Source organism: Pseudonocardia halophobica (assembly GCF_050948485.1).
Lineage (GTDB): Bacteria > Actinomycetota > Actinomycetes > Mycobacteriales > Pseudonocardiaceae > Pseudonocardia > Pseudonocardia halophobica.
The window spans coordinates 7,073,546-7,091,512 of the sequence record NZ_CP192046.1 but is presented as its reverse complement, the minus strand read 5'-3'; the positions used below and the strand labels follow the sequence as shown (position 1 = coordinate 7,091,512).

The following is a 17,967-nucleotide window of genomic DNA, read 5'->3' as shown; positions in this document are numbered from 1 at the left end:
TCCGGATCGTGTGAGCCACGCTACTCCGCACGGAACGCTCACGGTGCTCCGTGACGGGACCGGCGGAGGGTGTGGACACGGTGCGCGGCACCGGCATCAGCGGCGCCGGAAAAGGGGGCGGGACATGCGGGACCTCCTCGTCTGCACCCCCGCACGGTAGTCCGCCCGACGGCCCGGGGGACCGGTCCGACGGAGGGTGCGCCCCCTGTCCCGACGGTCAGGTGTGGATGTGGATGGGCCCCTCGCGCTCGGCCAGCCGCGTCCCGGCGCCGCCCCAGTGCTGGGCGATCATCTCGGCCGCGATGGAGACGGCGGTCTCCTCGGGGGTACGCGCCCCGAGGTCCAGACCGATCGGGCTGGACATCTTCGCGATCTCCGCGTCGGTGAGGCCGCGCTCCTTGAGCCGCTCGATCCGGTCCGTGTGGGTGCGCCGCGAGCCCATGGCGCCGATGTAGGCGACCTGCGGCAGCCGCAGGGCCACCTCGAGCAGCGGGACGTCGAACTTCGGGTCGTGGGTGAGGACGGTGAGCACCGTCCGCCCGTCGATCCGGCCCTCCTCGGCCTCCTTGGCCAGGTACCGGTGCGGCCACTCGACCACGACCTCGTTGGCGCCGGGGAAGCGGCTGGCGGTGGCGAAGACCGGGCGGGCGTCGCACACCGTGACCCGGTAGCCGAGGAAGTTGCCCATCTTCGCCACGGCGGCGGCGAAGTCGATCGCGCCGAAGACGATCATGCGGGGCGGCGGGGCGAAGGACTCGACGAAGACCATCAGGCCCTCGCCGCGGCGCTGGCCGTCGACACCGTAGGTGATGGTGGCGTTGCGGCCGGAGGCGAGCAGGCCCCGGGCGTCGTCGGTGACCGCGCCGTCGAGCCGGTCCGACCCGGTGCCGCCGTCGACCGCGTCCTCCCAGACGATCAGCCGCTTCCCGAGCCGCTCGGCGGGGCCGGACACGACGGTGGCCACGGCCACCGGGGTCTCCTCGCGGATGGCCTCGGCGATCCGGCCGAACTCGGGGTAGGCCTCGGGGGAGACCTCCTCGACGTAGACGTCGAGGATGCCGCCACAGGTCAGGCCCACGGCGAACGCGTCGTCGTCGGACACGCCGTAGCGCTGCAGCACGGGCCGGTGGTCGCCGAGGACCTCCTGGCCGAGCTCGTAGACCGCGCCCTCGACGCAGCCGCCGGACACGCTGCCGACGGCCTCGCCGCCGGGGCCCACCAGCATCGACGCGCCGGGCTGGCGGGGGGCGGAGCGGAAGGTCGCCACCACCGTGGCGAGCGCCGCCGGCTCGCCGTTCTTCCACCAGCCCTCGAGCTGGTCGACGACGTCACGCATGGGGAACCTCCACTGGCCGGACCTCCCTGTCGGGCCGGTCAAGCATCTCTCATCACCGCGAGCAAACGTTCCAGGGTCTCCAGGCTGTGCCCGGCGAGCAATTGGTCCAAGTGCGGCAGGACGGCGACTATTCCGCCCTGCACGGGGGCGTAGCCCTCCTTGCCGGCGTGCGGGTTGACCCACACCACCTTGTGCGCGAGCCGGGAGAGCCGCTGCACCTGCCGGCCCAGCAGGTCCGGCTCACCGCGCTCCCAGCCGTCCGAGAAGACCACGACGACGGCGCGGCGCGCGGCCCCGCGCTGCCCCCAGCGGTCGACGAACGCCTGGACGGCCTCGCCGAGGCGGGTACCGCCGGACCAGTCGGGAATCGCCCGCGAGGCCTCCCGCAGTGCGCGTTCGGCGTCCCGCTGGCGCAGCTCCCGGGTGACCCTGGTGAGCCGGGTGCCGAGGGTGAAGACCTCCGTGCTGCGCGGCGACCGCCGCACGACGACGTGGGCGAAGCGGAGCAGCGCGTCGGCGTAGGGCTCCATCGAGCCCGAGACGTCGATCAGCAGCACCACCTTGCGCGGGCGCCGGGTGGGCGCGCGCCGGTACAGCGCGCCGATCTCGCCCTCGTTGCGCAGCGCCGCGCGCAGCGTCCGGCGCGGGTCCGGGCTGCCGTGCCGGGAGGGGCCGCGACGCCGGGAGGCGCGGGTGGGCGGGTCCGGCCGCAGCAGGGCCAGCAGCCGGCGCAGGTGCTCGCGCTCCAGCGGGCCGAGCTCGCCGAGGTCGCGCGTGCGCAGCACCTCGGCGCCGGTCGCCGTGGCCCGGACGACGGGGGAGTCGTCCTCCTCCTCGTCCTCGCCGGACTCCTCGCCGCGGTCCCGCGCGGGCATGAGCGAGCGCAGCGTGGGCGGAGGCGGCGGCCGGTCGCCGGCCGACGGCGGCCGCGGGCCCTGGCCCGGATCGAACCAGGCGGCGAAGGCGGCGTCGTAGCGCCGGATGTCGTCCGGGTCGGAGCAGAGCGTGAGCCGGCCGGCCCAGTAGGTCTGCGTCCGGCTGGTGACGTCGAGGGTGTCGAGCGCCTCGGTGAAGGCCGCCACCCGGTCGGTCGTCATGGGCACGCCGGCGGCGCGCAGGGCGGCGGTGAAGCCGACCAACCCGGGGAACGGGTCGGCGTCCCGGGCCGCACCGGTGTCGGGCACCGCGCTGGGGTACTGCACGTCGGTCCGTCCGTCAGGAGGCGAGCAGGGAGTCGAGCCGGTTGCGCACCCGGTCGGCGTCCTCGCGGTACTTCAGCACGGCACCGAGCGTACGGGCGGCGCTGTCGACGTCGAGGCTGCGGGCGCCGACCAGCTGCAGCGCGCGGGCCCAGTCCAGCGACTCGGCGACGCCGGGCGGCTTGATCAGGTCGGTGGTGCGGAGCTTCTGCGCGGCGGTGGCGACCTGCTGGGCGAGCCGTTCGGGCACGCCGGGCAGCCGGCTGCGCAGGATCTCGATCTCGCGGGCGACGTCCGGGTGGTCCAGCCAGAGGTAGAGGCAGCGGCGCTTGAGCGCGTCGTGCACCTCACGCGTGCGGTTGGATGTGAGAACCACCACGGGCGGCACCACGGCGCGGACCTCGCCGATCTCGGGGATCGTCACCGCGTGCTCGGAGAGCACCTCGAGGAGGAAGGCCTCGAACTCGTCGTCGGCGCGGTCGATCTCGTCGACCAGCAGCACGGCCGGGACGGTCCGCAGGGCGCGCAGGATCGGGCGGGCCAGCAGGAAGCGGTCCTCGTAGAGGGAGGCCTCCACCGCGTCGGCGTCGAGCGTGGAGCCGTCGACGGAGGCCGCGGCCTCCAGAGCGCGCAGGTGCAGCAGCTGGCGCGGGAAGTCCCAGTCGTAGAGGGCCTGCGCGGCGTCGATCCCGTCGTGGCACTGGAGCCGGATCAGCTCGGCGCCGAGGACCTGGGCGAGGGCCTGGGCGAGGGCGGTCTTCCCGGTGCCCGGCTCGCCCTCGCAGAAGAGCGGGCGCTGCATCTCGAGCGCGAGGTACGCGGCCGTCGCGAGACCGTCGTCGGCGAGGTAACCGGTCGCCCGGAGGGCGTCGGCGAGGGCGGCGGGCGAGTCTGGCCGGCCGTCCCGGTGGGCGTCTGTCACCCCACCAGAATGGACCACGTTGCGCCGCGCAGCCACTGCGAGGCTCCTCGAACAGTCACTCTGCGTCGATGTGACGCCTACCGTTCGTCATCAGATGCTTGTGAGCGAAACGACAATATTTCCGGATCGGTCATATTCGATCAGCCGTGATACATCCGTGATCTCAGTGTTCTGACCAGCGCTTATACGGTTATCGAGCGCATCACGGTTGCGTTACCGTGATCGAGGTCACCAATGATCGGTTTGACGCAAACCGCCGTTCGAAACGTAGCGTTCTCGCTCGGCCGCTCCGACTGGGGCGGCTCGAAATGCCACCCGGAACCGTCGCGCCAGCTCCCTGTCCCGCGGTTTCCGGTCCGTCGAGAGAAGGGAAGGGGACAGGGCGGGAAAGTATTTCCGGAACGGAAGGGTTCGCGTCCGTGAATCACACGGATGTGAGCCCGCGATACTCCCCAGGTCGCACCGTTCGCGGATCCCGGGCGGTCGGAGGCCCCACTCCGACCCGGCGCGATATATGGAGCTACACGATGAAGCTGACCGGTCGATCCCTCCTGCGCCTCGCCGTTGCCGGTGCCGTCGCCGTCGGTGCGCCGGTGGCCCTGGCGGGCAACGCGAACGCCGCCTCCGCCTCCTCCTGGGACGCCCTCGCCCAGTGCGAGAGCGGTGGCAACTGGAACATCAACACGGGCAACGGCTACTACGGTGGCCTGCAGTTCAACCTGACCACCTGGAAGGCCTACGGCGGCCCGGGCATGCCCCACACCGCCAGCAAGGCCCAGCAGATCGCGGTCGCCGAGAAGGTCCTGGCGAAGCAGGGCTGGAACGCCTGGCCGTCCTGCTCGAAGAAGGTCGGCGTGCGTGGTGACACCGCCGCGCCGTCGGGCGGCACCACCAAGGTCCGCGCCTCGGCTCCGGCTCCCGCCGCCACCTCGGCCCCGGCCGCTCCCGCCGGCGGGAAGACCTACACCGTGAAGTCCGGCGACACGCTGAGCGCGATCGCCGCCGCGAACGGCACGACGGTCCAGAAGCTGGCTTCGGCCAGCGGGATCGGCAACCCGAACGTGATCGCCGTCGGTCAGGTCGTCAACCTCTGACCCAGGCGCATCGGGCCGAGTGGGTCGCTCAGGTCGAGTTGACCCACTCGTCCGTGCCGTCGGCGAAGGCCTGGTGCTTCCACACCGGGAGCAGCCGCTTGACCTCCTCGACGAGTTCGGAGCAGGTCGCGAAGGCCTCCTGCCGATGGTCCGCGGAGACCGCGCAGGCCAGGGCGACGTCGCCGATCGCGAGCCTCCCGACCCGGTGGCTGACGGCGATCGCGCGCACGCCACGTGCCCGGCCTGCGACGTCCCGCGCCACCTCCGCCACGACGGTCGCGGCGGTCGGATGGGCGCTGTACTCCAGCCCGCTCACCGACCGCCCGCCGTCGTGGTCGCGCACCACGCCGGAGAAGGTCACCACGGCCCCGGCCGCGGCGTCGTCGACGAGCCGGGCGTGCTCGTCGACGTCGAGCGCCTCCTCGGTCACCGTGGCGCGCAACACCTTCACCTCGGTCGTGGATCCGTTGGACCCGGTGTAACCGGTGGTCCGCTCCATCAGTGGTCACCTCCGCGGAGTTGGTCGACCGCATGGTCGAGGACGCCGTCCAGGACGGCCAGGCCGTCCCGGACCCCGCCGGTCGACCCCGGCAGGTTGACGACGAGGGTCCGCCCGGCCACCCCGGCGAGTCCGCGGGACAGCACGGCGGTCGGGACCTTCGGGGCGCCGTACGCGCGGATCGCGTCCGCGAGCCCCGGCACCTCGTAGTCCAGCACGGCGCGGGTGACCTCCGGGGTCGCGTCCGTGGGCGAGATCCCGGTGCCGCCGGTCGTGATCACCACGTCCGTGCCGGCCGCCACGGCCTCGCGCAGCGCGGCGCCGACGGGCTCCCCGTCCGGCACCACCGTCGGGTCGTCCGTCTCGAAGCCCTTGTCGCGCAACCACTCCACGATGATCGGCCCGCCCTTGTCGGCGTAGACACCCTGCGCGGCGCGGTTCGACGCGGTGATCACCCGGGCGCGGCGCACCGCGGTCACGTCCGTCCCCGGGGACTCGAGCTCGCTCATGAGCGGTCCTCCGGCCGGGTCCAGGAGCCGGTCTTGCCGCCCTCCTTGCTCTCCACGCGCACCGCGTCGAGCACGGCGGCGGGGTCCACGGCCTTGACCATGTCGTGCAGGGTGAGGCCCGCGACCGCCACGGCCGTCAGGGCCTCCATCTCCACCCCGGTGCGGTCGGTGGTGCGCACGGTCGCCCGGATCCGGACCTCGGCCTCGCCGGTCTCCAGGTCCAGCGTGACGCCGCTCAGCGCGATCGGGTGGCAGAGCGGCACCAGGTCCGGGGTGCGCTTGGCGCCCATGATCCCGGCGATCCGGGCCGTGGCGAGCGCGTCGCCCTTCGGCAGCCCGTCCCGGCGCAGCAGGTCCACCACCTCGGCGGTGGTCCGCAGTACCCCGGTCGCGACCGCGGTGCGGGCGCTCGGCTGCTTCTCCGAGACGTCGACCATCCGGGCGGCGCCGGCGGCGTCGACATGGGTCAGCTCCACGGGGGAGACCCTACGTGCGACGTGACGGCGGTCGCCGCCGGGGCCCTCTCCAGGTGTGATCTCAATCACAGCGACACAACCGAGTCGTTCCGAATCCGAACCGTTTTCTGGCCGTTATACGTATGTCTGACCTGGGGAAACGGCGACTACCACAGATTTCGCCGGTCCGGGAGGCGGCGCGGGGACACGGTTCCACTCCTGCTTTCGTCCGCCGCCCGTCGCACGTACGGTCGCTCCCGGCTCAGGCGGACTCCCCCATTGCCGCCCGGCCCCGGAACCGCAGCGCTCCCCTGTCCGGCGGTGACGGCCCCCGAAGCACGACGCGGGACAGGGACGGAACACCCGGCGGCCACCCACCGCCGTCGCCTTCCCCAGGGCGACATTCCGCAGGCGCCGCGACGGAGACGTGTCATGGCCCGTTACCGCGGCAAGCACCGCAAGCCGTCCACCGCCGGTCGCACGATCGCCCGCACCGCGCTCGCGGGTGCCGTCGCCGGTGCCCCCCTGGTCGTCCTCGCACCGTCGGCGAACGCGGCCACCGACTCGACCTGGGACCGTGTCGCCCAGTGCGAGAGCGGCGGCAACTGGAGCATCAACACCGGCAACGGCTTCTCCGGCGGCCTCCAGTTCACCGCGCAGACCTGGAAGGGCTTCGGCGGCGGGCAGTACGCCGCGGCCGCCCACCAGGCCACCCGCGCCCAGCAGATCGCCGTCGCCGAGAAGGTGCTGGCGAAGCAGGGCTGGGGCGCATGGCCGGTCTGCTCGCGCAAGGCGGGCGCCACCGGCGAGTCGGCCACCCCGCGCACGGCTCCGAACGCCCCGGTGCAGCAGGTCCGGCTGAGCGCCCCGGCGGCGCCGTCGACCGGCACCTACACCGTCAAGGCGGGCGACACCCTCGGCAAGATCGCGCAGGCGCACGGCATGGCGAACTGGAAGGACCTGCTCGCCAAGAACCCGGCGCTCACGTCCAACCCCAACCTGATCCTGCCGGGCAACGTGCTCCGGGTCTGACCCCTTCTCTCCAGGCCCTGGGACGCGCGCCCGGCCCCCCGCCCACCCCGTCACCGGACCGGTGGCGGGGTGGTCGCCTTCTCAGGAGGCGCCGCGGGCGCGGGCGAGCTGCTCGGGGGTGTCGACGTCGTCCGGGCTGGCGACGTCGCCGCACTCGACGAGCACGAGGTCCGGGTGGCCCTTCAGATAGCCCCGCGCCCCGGCGTCGCCGCGCGCCCCGGCCGCCACGGCGGCCCAGTGGTCCCGGCCGAGCAGCACGGGATGGGCGGGGTGGCCCGCGTAGGCCGCCCGGGCGAGCGCCCCGGGGGCGGCGAGGGCGGCGAGGCGGGCGACCGCCGCGGGCGTGACGCCCGGCAGGTCGACGAGGTGGACGACGACCGCCTCCGGGGCGAGGTCGCGGGCCGCCAGCGCGGCCAGTCCGGCGCGCAGCGAGGCCCCCATGCCCTCGGCCCAGTCCGGCGCGAGGACAACCGCGGTGCCGCCCGGGACCAGCGGGCGCACCCGCTCCGCCTCGGCCCCGAGGACCACGGTCGACGGCGTGCAGCCGCCCTCCGCCAGGACCCGCAGGGCCCGGCGGACGAGCGGCTCGCCCGCCAGCTCGACGAGGGCCTTCGGCCCGCCCATCCGGCGGCCGGCGCCGGCGGCGAGCAGCAGGCCCTCGGCCGGCACTACTTGTTGATCTCGGTGACGGGGTGCTCGTACGGGACCGTGTCGAGCGGGAACTCGAGGTCGCCGAAGGGGGACATGTTCCCCTGCACCGGCCCGAGGAGCTCGGTCAGCGGGTGCTCGCCGTCCGGCAGGTCCGGCCAGTTCGGGTCGATGCGTCCGGACTTCAGCGGCTTCGCCACGGCTCTCCTCCACGGTCTGTCGGGCACGGGCGCCCCCAGTATCCCCGATCGGACGGCCGGGCGGGGCACCCGTCCCGACGACTACCGTGGAGGGCGATGACCGTCCCGCTGGTCGACTGGCTGCGTGCCCAGGACGACGAGACCCTGGCCGCGCTGCTGCGGCTCCGGCCGGACCTGGCCGTGCCCCCGCCCGCCGACATCACCGTGCTGGCCACCCGCGCCGGGATCCGCGCCTCGGTGCACCGCGCGAGCGACGACCTCGACACCGTGGCCCTCGCCGTGCTCGAGGCCCTCGTCGTGGCCGACGCGGACCGGGTGGCCGCCGAGCGCGCCGAGATCGCCCGGCTGCTGGGGCCGGACGTCACCGCCGCGGCCCTCGACGCCGCCCTGGCCGCGCTGCGGGCCCGTGCGCTGGTGTGGGGGGACGAGGCGGGGCTGCGGGTGGTGCCGGCCGCCCGGGACGTCGTGCCCGCCTACCCGGGCAACCTGGGCCGGCGCGCGGGCGGGCCCGCGGCGTCGAGCGAGCTGCCGGGGCTGCTCGAGGGGCTGCCGCCCGAGGAACGCCGGGTGCTCGACGCGCTGATCGCCGGCCCGCCGATCGGCCGTAGCCGGTCCGCGGCGGAGCCGGAGAGCCCGGTGGGGCGGCTGCTCGACAAGGGCCTGCTGATCCGGCTCGACACCGAGACGGTGGAGCTGCCGCAGCAGGTCGGGATCGCGCTGCGCGGCGAGCGGCCGATGGGCCGGATCGAGGCCACCCCGCCGGCGCTGTCGACCCGCGAGCGACCGGTGTCCCAGGTCGACGGGACCGCGGGCGGCGCCGCCATGGAGCTCCTCCGGCGCGTCGAGCGGCTCATCGAGCTGTGGGGCACCACCCCGCCCACCGTGCTCCGTTCGGGCGGGCTGGGCGTGCGGGACCTGCGCCGGACCGCCCGCGAGCTGGAGACGGACGAGGCGGGCGCCGCCCTGATCGTCGAGGTCGCCCTGGCCGCGGACCTGCTCGGGCAGAGCGACTCGCCCAACCCGGACTGGCTGCCCACCACCGCCGCCGACGCCTGGTCCGCGGCCGGGATCGAGCAGCGCTGGGTGGCGCTGGCGCGGGCCTGGCTGGAGCTGCCGCGCCTGCCCGGGCTCGTCGGCCGCCGGGACGACGCCGACCGCCCCATCAACGCGCTCTCCGAGACGCTGCGCCGCCCCGTCGCACCCCGGGACCGGAAACGCGTGCTGGCCGCGCTGGCCGACCTGCCGCCGGGCACCGCCGTCACCACCCCGGAGGCGCTGGGGGACCTGCTCGCCTGGCGCGCGCCGCGGCGGGGCGGGCGGCTGCGGGACGAGATCGTCCGGTGGACGCTGGAGGAGGGCACGCTGATCGGCGTCGTGGCCCTCGACGCGCTCGCCGAGCCCGGGCGGGCGCTGCTCGCCGCGGCGCCGGGGGAGAACGGCCCGGTCGTCGCCGCGCTGCGGGCCGTGCTGCCCGAGCCGGTCGACACCGTGCTCCTGCAGGCCGACCTCACGGCCGTCGCGCCCGGCCCGCTCGTCACCGCGCTGGCGCGGGAGCTGCAGCTGATGGCGGACGTCGAGTCCGCCGGCGGTGCGACCGTGTACCGCTTCTCCGAGGCCAGCGTGCGGCGCGCCCTCGACTCGGGGCGGTCGGTCACGGACCTGAAGGACCTGCTCGAGGCCAAGTCGTCGACCCCGGTACCGCAGGCCCTGACCTACCTGATCGAGGACGTCGGACGCCGGCACGGGCGGCTGCGCGGCGGCGTCGCCTCGGCCTTCCTGCGCTCGGACGACGAGGTGCTGCTCTCCGAGGTCCTCGCGCACCCGGAGACGGCGGCGCTGGAGCTGCGGCGGATCGCGCCGACGGTCGCGGTGAGCCCCGCCCCGCTCGCGGAGCTGCTCGACGGGCTGCGGGCCGCCGGGTTCAGTCCGGCTGCCGAGGACGCCTCGGGCGGCGTGCTGGACCTGGGGCCGCGCGGGGCCCGCACGGACCCGCGACGGCCGCGGAACCGGTCGGTGCTCGCCGATCCCTCGGTGGAGCGGATCGACGCGGTGGTGGCCAAGATGCGCGCGGGCGACGCACTGGCCGCGGCCCGGCGCGGGGCCGGGAACGCGCTGCCCGCCAACGGGTCGAGCCACACCCTGGCCACGCTGCAGGAGGCGGCGCGGGCGCAGCGTCAGGTGTGGATCGGGTACGTCGACGGTCACGGCGTGCAGGGCGAGCGGGTGCTCGCCCCGCTCACCGTCGGCGGCGGGATCGTCGAGGGACGCGACGCGGTCGACGGCGAGGTCTACCGGCTTCCGCTGCACCGCATCACGCGGATCGCCCTCATCGAGAGCTGATCGCGGCGCCGGTCCCGGGCCGGGTGCGTGTCCCGGCCCCGTCGGGTCAGCGCCGGGTCAGCGGCGGGCGCCGGCCGCCATGCGGGCGGCCATGGCGTGCTGGACCAGCGCGATCAGCGTCTGCTTCGTGGACTCCCGGTTGCGGGCGTCGCACATGACGATCGGGATCGACGGGTCGATGGACATGGCCTCGCGGACGTCCTCGACCCGGTGCGGCTGCTGGCCGTCGAAGGCGTTCAGCCCGACGACGTAGGGCAGGCCGCGGTCCTCGAAGAAGTCGATCGCGGAGAAGCAGTCCGCCAACCGCCGCGTGTCGACCAGCACGACGGCGCCGATCGCGCCGCGCACCAGGTCGTCCCACATGAACCAGAACCGGTGCTGCCCGGGCGTGCCGAACAGGTACAGGATCAGGTCCGAGTCGAGCGAGACGCGGCCGAAGTCCATCGCGACCGTGGTGGTCTGCTTGTTCGGCGTGGCGCTCAGGTCGTCGTGCCCGGCGCTGGCCTCGGTCATCACGGCCTCGGTCGTCAGCGGGTCGATCTCCGACACCGAGCCGACGAACGTGGTCTTGCCGACGCCGAAGCCGCCCGCGACCACGATCTTCGCCGAGATCGTGGTGGGCGTCGGACCCGGTCGGGGTGCCGGGGACGGGCGGGACATCGCCGGGGTGACCGGCGGCCCGCCGACGGGGTAACTAGAGCCGACGGAGTCCACTCAACACCCTTTCCATCAGTGCGAGGTCCGGCTCGTTGCCGGTACTGCTCGCGGTCTGGTGCACGGTCACCACGCCGAGCCCGGCCATGTCGCCGAGCAGCACCCGGGCGACACCGAGCGGGATCGACAGCAGCGCGGCGACCTCGGCGACCGAGCGGGGCTGGTCGCACAGGTCCGCGACCGAGCGGTGCTCCATCTGCAGCATCGCCAGCTGCTCACGCCCCTGCGGGCTGGTCGAGACCAGCGTCTCGATCGCGAGGTCGAAGCCGGACTTGGTCCGGCCGCGGGTCCAGGCGTAGGGCCGCACCGCCGACGCCCCGGTCGGGACGGCGGGCGGGAGTGGCTCGTCCCGGATCGGTTCGATGGGGCCGGTCTGGTAACCGCCGTAGCCCGAGCCCGCGAACCCGGTGTCCCCCTGGAAGCCCTGGGAGCTGTGGGAGCCCTGGCTGTAGGCGACCTCGTTGGGGACCGGGCCGGGGGGCGGCGTGGTCGGGTACGCCGGCGGCGGTGCGACCTGCGGGGCCTCCTGCCGCTCGGCGTCCTCGTCCCGGCGGCGCCCCCACCGGCGGCGCTTGCGCGGGCGCCCCGAGTCGAGACTGAACCCGTTCATCACGTCAGCGAACGTCGGCTCCTGCTGACGCGGTGCGTCGTCGGGACCGCTGGTCATGAAACCTCACCTGCCTCGTGCCGGTCGTTCGTCGGACGGATGGACATGGGATCGGGCCGCCGGGGGTCGACGCCGGGGCGTCAGGGCCCGAAGGAGCCCTGCAGCTCGGCCCGCAGCTCCGGGGTGAGCAGCTGGCCGACCCGGTCGACCAGCAGCGTCATCTCGTAGCCGATCAGACCGATGTCGCAGCTCGGGGACGCGAGCACGGCCAGGCACGAGCCGTCGCTGATGGACATGAGCAGGACGATCCCGCGGTCCATCTCCACGACGGTCTGCACCACGCCGCCCGCGTCGAAGCAGCGGGCCGCGCCCTGGGTCAGGCTGACCAACCCGGACGCCACCGCGGCCAGCTGGTCCGCGCGGTCCCGGGGGAGCCGGTCCGACGCCGTGAGCAGCAGCCCGTCGGCGGAGACCACGATCGCGTGCGCGACCCCGGGGACCTTCTCCGCGAAGTTGGTGACCAGCCATCCGAACCGGCTGGGCTGGGTCTGTGGTGCGGTCACGCCGCGGCCTCCTCGACGTCGGTCGGGCCGGTGGGGGCGGCCGCGGGTGCGGTCTCCTGCCCGATCATCACTTCTCCTCGTCCTGCTCGGTCGTGCTCCGGGTCTGCCCGGTGCCGGCACCGCCCGTCGCCGACTGGCGACGCAGCCGGCTCTCCCGGCCCTGCCGGACGCCCTGCTGGTAGCTCGCCAGACGGCCACGGATGGCCTCGGCGTTGCGGGCCGGCCCCGAAGGCGGAGCCAGCACCGCGGATCCTGCCGCGCTGCCCGGTACGAGCCGCGCGCGGGGCCTGCGTTTCGGCAGCCCCGCCTCCGTGGTCTCGTTCGCGCCGCGCTCGGACTCGGCGGCCGTGGCCGCCGCGGTCGCGTCGGCGACCCGCCAGCCCTCGTCCGCCGCGGTGGCGAACCCGGTCTCGCCGCCGGCCACGCGGTCCGTGCGGAGCGAGTCGGCCGGGGCCGCCGCGCCCGCCGGAGCCGGGGTGCCCGGGGCGTCCTCGGCGCCCTCGCCGTCCGTCCAGCGGACCGGGACGGAGCGGTTCGAGCGGAACCAGGCCGACGCGATCTCCTCGAAGATCGGCGTGGTCTGGCCGAGGTCGAAGCGGGTCGGCCCGTCGGCGGACTCGGCCGGGCCGCCGGTGGGTACGGTCGGGTCGGCCGGCGTGGCGCCGAGCGCACCGGCCGGGGCCGGGGTGCCGGTGCCGGGCAGGCCCGGGCCGGTTGCGGCCGGGGCGGACCCGTTGCCGGTTGCGGCGGGGCCGGTGCCGGTGCTGCCGGTGCCGGTGCTGCCGGTGCCGGCGCTGCCGGTGCCGGTGCTGCCGGTGCCGGTGCTGCCGGTGCCGTTCGGGCCGGTCGGGGCGGCGGCCTGGGGACCGGGGCTCGGGCGGCGGGTCGGCAGGCCGGCCGGGCCGGTCGGACCGTTCGTGCCCTGGCCGGCCGCCGTGCCCGGGGCGCCCGGGGTGCCGGTGCCGTAGGCGATGGGGCCGCCGTTGCGGTACGGGCCGGCCGGGTTCGCGGTCGGGTTCGCGGCCGGAGCCGGTCCCTGGGTGGCCGATCCCCGAGACGCCAGGCCGTGGGGACCCGGGCCCTGCGTCGCCGGGGTGTCGGTCGCCGCGGCCGGGTCCGCCGGGCCCTGGCCGAGGGTCCCGCCCGCGGGAGCGGTGCCGCCGGTCTGCTCCGGGCCCGGGGTGGACGCGCCACCCAGGATGTCCGCGGCGTCCGCGCCGGTCGTCGCGGTGCCGTTGGTCCCGGCGACGTCGCCGGTCCCGGTGAGGCCGTCCGTGCCGGGCCGGCGGCCCGACGGGGTCCGCGACTCGAAACCGCCCGGGCGGCGCAGCTGGCCGGTGGTGCTCGTGTCCGCGGGCGTGGAGGCCGAGAAGAGGGCCTCCGTGCCCTCGGTCGACGCCGACATCGGGCGGCCGGGCCGGCGCTGCGGCAGGCCCCCCGGGCCGGTCGGGTAGCTCGTGGGCCGGTTGTCGGCGCCGGGCGCGGCGCCCGACGTGCGCCGGGGCAGACCCTGCGAGCCCTCGACACCGGCGGCCGGGCTGGCCGGGGCCTGGCCGGCCCGGTCCCCGTTCTGGCCGGGTGCGCCCGGGGTGCGGCGCGGGAGCTCGATGCCCTCGGCGCCGGCCTGCGCGCCCGCCGCGGCCGGACGCTCCGGCCGGGCCTCGGGCTCCTCGCCGCGCCGCGGCAGCGCCGGCGGCCGGCTGGGCCGCTGCCCGCCGTTCACACCGGGCGTGCGCCGCGGCAGGCCCGCCGCGGTCGGGGGAACGGGCTCGCCACCCGCGGGCGCTCCGGCCTCGGAGCCGCCCGTCGCACTCGCACCGCCGGTCCCCTCGGGACCCGCGGGCGCGGTGCTACCGGGAGTGCTGTCGGTGCGCTCGGCGGCGGTGGCGGTGCTGTTCGCGCCCCCGGTGCCCGGGGTGGTCGAGTCCGTGGTCCCGGCCGCGGAACTCGCGGTCGGGCCCTCGGTGTCCGCGCCCTTGCCGGGCTCGTCGGAGCGCCCGGAGCGGATGCCGGCGGCGCCGGCGAAGGCGGTCCCGGCGCCCGCGGCGAACGCGGCACCCGTGCGGCCCGGGCGGTCGGTCCCGGCGCGCCCGCCGGCCTCGCTGCCCGTCGCCTCGGTGTCCGGCGCCTCGGTGCCCGCTGCAGTGCTGCCCGCTGCAGTGCTGCCCGCTGCGGCGCGGCCCTCGCTCACACGGCCGTCGGTCGTGCGCTCGTCGGTCGTGCGCTCGTCGGTCTCGCTGCCCAGGGTCGCGGTGCTCTCGGTGCTGCGGCGCTCGGTGGTGCCGCGTTCGGTGCTGCCGGGCTCTGAGGTGCCGCGCTCGATGGTGAAGCCCTCAGGGGCGCGCCCCTCGGGTGCGTCGTCGCGCTCCGTGGCGGTGGGGCCGGTGAGGCCGGTGGGCGCGGTGCCGGGCGTGGCGCCCGGACGCGGGGCCTCCGTACCGGCCGTCGACTCGACAGCGCTCTCGCGCTTCCCGTCCGCCTTCGCGCCGGACGGGACGCCGACCTCGGCGGAGGTGCGGCCCGCGACCGCAGGATCCTGGCCGTTCACGGCGGGGGCGCCGGTGGTGCGGGTGTCGGCCGACAGCACGGTCGTGGCCGCGTCGGCGGTCGGCGAGATCCCGCCGGTCCCGATGACCGGGAAGCGGCTGGTGGCGGGCTCGTCCTCGTCCGCCTCCGCAGTGGAGGTGGAGTCGGCGCCGGGGGTAGTGCCCGCAGCACCCGTAGCGCCCGCGGTGCCCTCGGGGGCCTTCGGCCGGCCGCCGCGGGTCCCGGCCGTGGCCGAGGTGCCGGTGGCGGGGGTGTCCGCGTCGGTGTCGGTGTCCGCGCCGCTCGCTACCGAACCCGCCGGCGGGGTCTGGTCGTCCGCCGACGCGGCGCCGGTGGCGATCCGCCCGGTCTCGGTCGCGCTGTCGTCCGGGTCGGTGCGGTCGCTGGCGGTGCGGTCGCTGGCGGTGCGGTCGCTCCCGGCGCGGTCCGCGGACTCGTCGGAGTCCTTGTCGGACTTGCGCAGCCCCGCCGCACCGGCGAGCCCGGCGGCCGCGCCGGCCAGGGCGGCGCCGGCCGCGGCCACGCCCCGGCCGAGCTTCTCGCCCGGCCGCTCGGAGGCCGTCGACGGCGCGTCGTCCTGCCCCTCGCTGCGCGCCTGCGCCTCGCCGGCCGAGGAGGCGGGCGGAGAGTCGGGCGGGGAGTCGGCCGGCGTGGCGGGACGTTCCTGCTCACGGGTCCGGTCGGTCGCCTCGCCCGACGTGCCGCCCCGCGGCGCACGCCTCGGCAGCGACGGCAGGTCACCCGGGCCGGACGCGGCCGGGGGCTCGCCGTGGAGGGCGTGCCCGTTGGTCGGCCGGGTCGGGACGGTGGAGCCGTTCGGCGGCCGCCGGAGGCTCTCCACCGGCCACGGGCCACGCTCCGGGCCCGCCGGCCGGCCATCGGACGGCTGGCGGCCGCCCTGCCCGTCCTGGGTGCGGCCGTCGGTCGCGCCGCCGCCCTGCTGGGTGGTCCTGCGCTCCTCCCGCGTGTCCTGGTCCGGGGGGGCGGTGGCCTCCGCCTCGTCCCGGCGCTCGGCCGGCGGTGTGGCCGCGCCGGTGCCGAAGGCGTCGAAGCCGTCGTCCGGGCCGGGGCCGTCCTGCGGGGGCACGCCCCCGGGCCGGCGCTGCGGCAGACCCTTCCCGTTGAGCGGCGGGGTCGGTGGGCGTCCGCCGCCGAGCGCCGGAGCGGGGCTCATCGGCCCGTCGTCGCCCGCGACCAGCGAGGACAACGACCGGGACGGGCCGGTGCCGTTGCTGCCCGGACGCGGCGCGGGAACGGTGCTGGGGGCGGCGGGGCCGCCGCCGAAGGCGGACGCTCCCTGCCCGGCGGGGACGGCCGGCGCGGCGCCGGCGCGGACCGGCTGCCGGTCGATCGGCTCGGCCGACGGGACGAGCACGGCGGGCACGGTGACCGAGGCGGTGAGGCCGCCGGAGCCGCCCGTCATGCCGCCGCCGAGCCGGATGCCCAGCCCGTGCCGGTTGGCCAGGCGGCCGACCACGAACAGACCCATCCGGCGCGACGCCGAGACGTCGACCGCGGCCGGGGAGGAGAGGCGCTGGTTGGCCTCGGCGAGCTCGTGCTCCGCCATGCCGACGCCGCGGTCGGCGATCTCGACGAGCAGCGAGCCGTCTCCCGCCCGGGTCGTGCTCATGACGACCTGCGAGTCCGGCGGGGAGAAGTTGGTGGCGTTGTCGAGCAGCTCGGCCAGCAGGTGGACGAGGTCGCTCGCGGCGCGCCCGGCGACCGTCGCGACGGGCGGCGGCTGCACGACGACGCGCTGGTACTGCTCGATCTCGGACACCGCGGCGCGGAGGACGTCGACCACCGGGACCGGGGCGACGTTGCGCTTCGCGAGGTCGGTGCCCGCGAGGACCAGCAGGTTCTCGCTGTTGCGCCGCATACGGGTGGCGAGGTGGTCCAGCTGGAAGAGGTTGGACAGCTGGTCCGGGTCCTGCTCGTTGCTCTCCAGCTGCTCTATCAGCTGCAGCTGGCGTTCGACCAGCGCCTGCGAGCGGCGGGAGAGGTTGACGAACATGTTCGACACGTTCGACTGCAGCGCAGCCTGGTCGGCGGCGAGGCGGATCGCCTGCCCGTGCACCGCATCGAACGCCCGGGCCACCTGGCCGACCTCGTCCCGGCCCGCGAGCGGCACCGGCTCGACCATCGCGTTGAGCGGCTGGCCGGAGCGCATGCTCTCGACGGCCTGGGGCAGCCGGCGCTCGGCGACCTCGAGGGCGGAGCGGCGCAGCACCCGCAGCGACCGGATGAGGCTGCGGGCGAGCAGCACGATGATCGCGATACCGAGCAGCACGCCCAGCATGAGCAGCACGGAGTTGACGCCGGCCTTGTTGCTCGCGTCCTCCTGCGCCTGGGTGGAGGTGGCGGTCAGCTCGTCGGCCACGCCGGAGCCGGCGCGCTCGACGACCTGGGCGGCCTGCTGGTATGCCGCGTCCCACGCCACCGGGTCCGCCGCGAGCGGCCGGTCGGTCGGGGTGGCCATGATCTGGGTCCGCAGCCGCTCGAGCTCGACGTTGGCCCCGTCGGTGGCGAAGTTGCCGTAGCGCGCGAGCTGCTCCGGCGTGAGGCCCACCTGGTAGTCGGCGAACGCCGTGGCGAACGCCGCGGCGGCGCCCGTGACGGTGATCTTGTCCTGCTCGCTCAGCCGGCCGGCGGCGATCGCTCCCGCGATGACGGTGTGCTGCAGGGCCAGCGCCTCGCGGGCCTCGCCGGTCGCGGTGAGCGCGTCGCCCAGGCCGCCGGCGTACGTGGTCTCGCCCTGGCGGACCAGCGCCCGCTCCAGGACGTCCGTGCGCTGCACGATGGTCGTGTACCGGGTGGTGACGTCGTCGACCCGGGCCGGCGAGCCCGCCACGTCCGTGCGCAGCACCGGGAGCTGGGTGAACCCGCCCTCGGCCTGCTGCAGCGCGGTGGTGCTGCTCGCGTCGAGCAGCGAGGGGTCGGACAGCGCCGACCGCACCTCGCCGAGCTTGGCGTCGGTGTCCGCGGCGGCGGCCGCGAGCGCGCCGCGGTCGCCCGTGCGCCCGCCGGCGACGAAGAGCACGGCGCTGTTGCGCTCGGCCTGCAGCGCCTGTGCCGTGGCGGCGACGTCCTGGCGGATCTCCAGCAGGCGGTTGTCCCGGCCCAGCTGCTCGGCCACGCCGGCCTGGTCGGAGATGCGCAGGACGCCCAGCACCAGGGCCAGCAGGGTGGGCACGAGGCCCACGGCCACCAGCTTGGCGGCCAGGCTCCAGTTGCGGGGGTTCAGCCGCTCCGACCACGCGGGGTGGCGTTCGGTGCTGGTCACGTCAACGTCTCCCTGATGT

Annotated in this window: 13 protein-coding genes and 1 pseudogene; 3 read left to right on the top strand and 11 right to left on the bottom strand. The window is 75.9% G+C overall.

All coding sequences use genetic code 11. The features are described 5' to 3' along the window. Window positions 1–217 precede the first annotated feature (217 nt). From ACQP04_RS33850 to ACQP04_RS33840, 3 genes are read right to left on the bottom strand one after another with little or no spacing between them, the layout of a single operon-like run. Window positions 218–1,336, bottom strand: coding sequence for an XdhC family protein (locus ACQP04_RS33850; protein WP_037048682.1), 1,119 nt, complete (start codon window positions 1,334–1,336; stop codon window positions 218–220). Window positions 1,337–1,374: 38 nt separating this feature from the next. Further along, window positions 1,375–2,538 (bottom strand): vWA domain-containing protein, encoded by a 1,164-nt coding sequence (locus ACQP04_RS33845; RefSeq protein WP_433504507.1) that lies wholly within the window; start codon window positions 2,536–2,538, stop codon window positions 1,375–1,377. A 13-nt stretch (window positions 2,539–2,551) separates the two neighbouring features. Beyond that, on the bottom strand, window positions 2,552–3,457 hold the full coding sequence (locus ACQP04_RS33840) for an AAA family ATPase (protein ID WP_433504506.1): 906 nt from the start codon (window positions 3,455–3,457) through the stop codon (window positions 2,552–2,554). A gap of 527 nt (window positions 3,458–3,984) precedes the next feature. On the opposite strand from ACQP04_RS33840, the gene ACQP04_RS33835 reads away from it, so the two are divergent. Continuing rightward, entirely contained in the window at window positions 3,985–4,551 is a 567-nt protein-coding gene (locus ACQP04_RS33835) for a transglycosylase family protein (RefSeq protein ID WP_433504505.1), read from the top strand. 28 nt (window positions 4,552–4,579) lie between these two features. Here the strand turns inward: ACQP04_RS33835 and ACQP04_RS33830 are convergent. Together ACQP04_RS33830 and moaC are read right to left on the bottom strand one after the other, a co-directional pair. Beyond that, window positions 4,580–5,559 (bottom strand): annotated as a pseudogene (locus ACQP04_RS33830) (molybdenum cofactor biosynthesis protein MoaE). Continuing rightward, entirely contained in the window at window positions 5,556–6,035 is a 480-nt protein-coding gene (gene moaC / locus ACQP04_RS33825; protein ID WP_433504504.1) for a cyclic pyranopterin monophosphate synthase MoaC, read from the bottom strand. Before moaC ends, ACQP04_RS33830 begins: the two are co-directional and overlap by 4 nt. Window positions 6,036–6,446: 411 nt before the next feature. Here moaC and ACQP04_RS33820 point away from each other — a divergent pair, with 411 nt between their 5' ends. Next, a complete protein-coding gene (locus ACQP04_RS33820; protein ID WP_433504503.1) occupies window positions 6,447–7,046 on the top strand; it encodes a transglycosylase family protein in 600 nt (199 codons plus the stop codon). 81 nt (window positions 7,047–7,127) lie between these two features. On the opposite strand, the gene ACQP04_RS33815 is transcribed toward ACQP04_RS33820, so the two are convergent. Continuing rightward, the gene (locus ACQP04_RS33815; RefSeq protein WP_433504502.1) at window positions 7,128–7,715 is read right to left on the bottom strand and encodes a nucleotidyltransferase family protein; all 588 of its coding nucleotides are present in this window, start codon (window positions 7,713–7,715) and stop codon (window positions 7,128–7,130) included. After that, window positions 7,715–7,894 (bottom strand): hypothetical protein, encoded by a 180-nt coding sequence (locus ACQP04_RS33810; RefSeq protein ID WP_037048688.1) that lies wholly within the window; start codon window positions 7,892–7,894, stop codon window positions 7,715–7,717. Before ACQP04_RS33810 ends, ACQP04_RS33815 begins: the two co-directional genes overlap by 1 nt. A gap of 96 nt (window positions 7,895–7,990) precedes the next feature. On the opposite strand from ACQP04_RS33810, the gene ACQP04_RS33805 reads away from it, so the two are divergent. Next, entirely contained in the window at window positions 7,991–10,234 is a 2,244-nt protein-coding gene (locus ACQP04_RS33805) for a helicase-associated domain-containing protein (protein ID WP_433504501.1), read from the top strand. A gap of 57 nt (window positions 10,235–10,291) precedes the next feature. On the opposite strand, the gene ACQP04_RS33800 is transcribed toward ACQP04_RS33805, so the two are convergent. The 4 genes from ACQP04_RS33800 to ACQP04_RS33785 form a co-directional block, all read right to left on the bottom strand. Next, entirely contained in the window at window positions 10,292–10,894 is a 603-nt protein-coding gene (locus ACQP04_RS33800) for a GTP-binding protein (protein ID WP_037048822.1), read from the bottom strand. A gap of 34 nt (window positions 10,895–10,928) precedes the next feature. Next, complete coding sequence (locus ACQP04_RS33795) at window positions 10,929–11,615, bottom strand: DUF742 domain-containing protein (protein ID WP_433504500.1); 687 nt, start codon at window positions 11,613–11,615, stop codon at window positions 10,929–10,931. Window positions 11,616–11,695: 80 nt separating this feature from the next. After that, window positions 11,696–12,118 carry a roadblock/LC7 domain-containing protein gene (locus tag ACQP04_RS33790; protein WP_037048693.1) on the bottom strand — a complete coding sequence of 141 codons (423 nt, stop codon included), beginning with the start codon at window positions 12,116–12,118 and terminating at the stop codon, window positions 11,696–11,698. 67 nt (window positions 12,119–12,185) lie between these two features. Then, a complete protein-coding gene (locus tag ACQP04_RS33785) occupies window positions 12,186–17,948 on the bottom strand; it encodes a nitrate- and nitrite sensing domain-containing protein (RefSeq protein WP_433504499.1) in 5,763 nt (1,920 codons plus the stop codon). Between the last annotated feature and the right edge of the window lie 19 nt (window positions 17,949–17,967).

Coding starts and splice junctions, on each gene's coding strand:
- ACQP04_RS33850 (WP_037048682.1), bottom strand. CDS start 1,336: ATGCGTGACGTCGTCGACCAGCTCGAGGGCTGGTGGAAGAACGGCGAG.
- ACQP04_RS33795 (WP_433504500.1), bottom strand. CDS start 11,615: ATGACCAGCGGTCCCGACGACGCACCGCGTCAGCAGGAGCCGACGTTC.
- ACQP04_RS33835 (WP_433504505.1), top strand. CDS start 3,985: ATGAAGCTGACCGGTCGATCCCTCCTGCGCCTCGCCGTTGCCGGTGCC.
- ACQP04_RS33805 (WP_433504501.1), top strand. CDS start 7,991: ATGACCGTCCCGCTGGTCGACTGGCTGCGTGCCCAGGACGACGAGACC.
- ACQP04_RS33820 (WP_433504503.1), top strand. CDS start 6,447: ATGGCCCGTTACCGCGGCAAGCACCGCAAGCCGTCCACCGCCGGTCGC.
- ACQP04_RS33800 (WP_037048822.1), bottom strand. CDS start 10,894: ATGTCCCGCCCGTCCCCGGCACCCCGACCGGGTCCGACGCCCACCACG.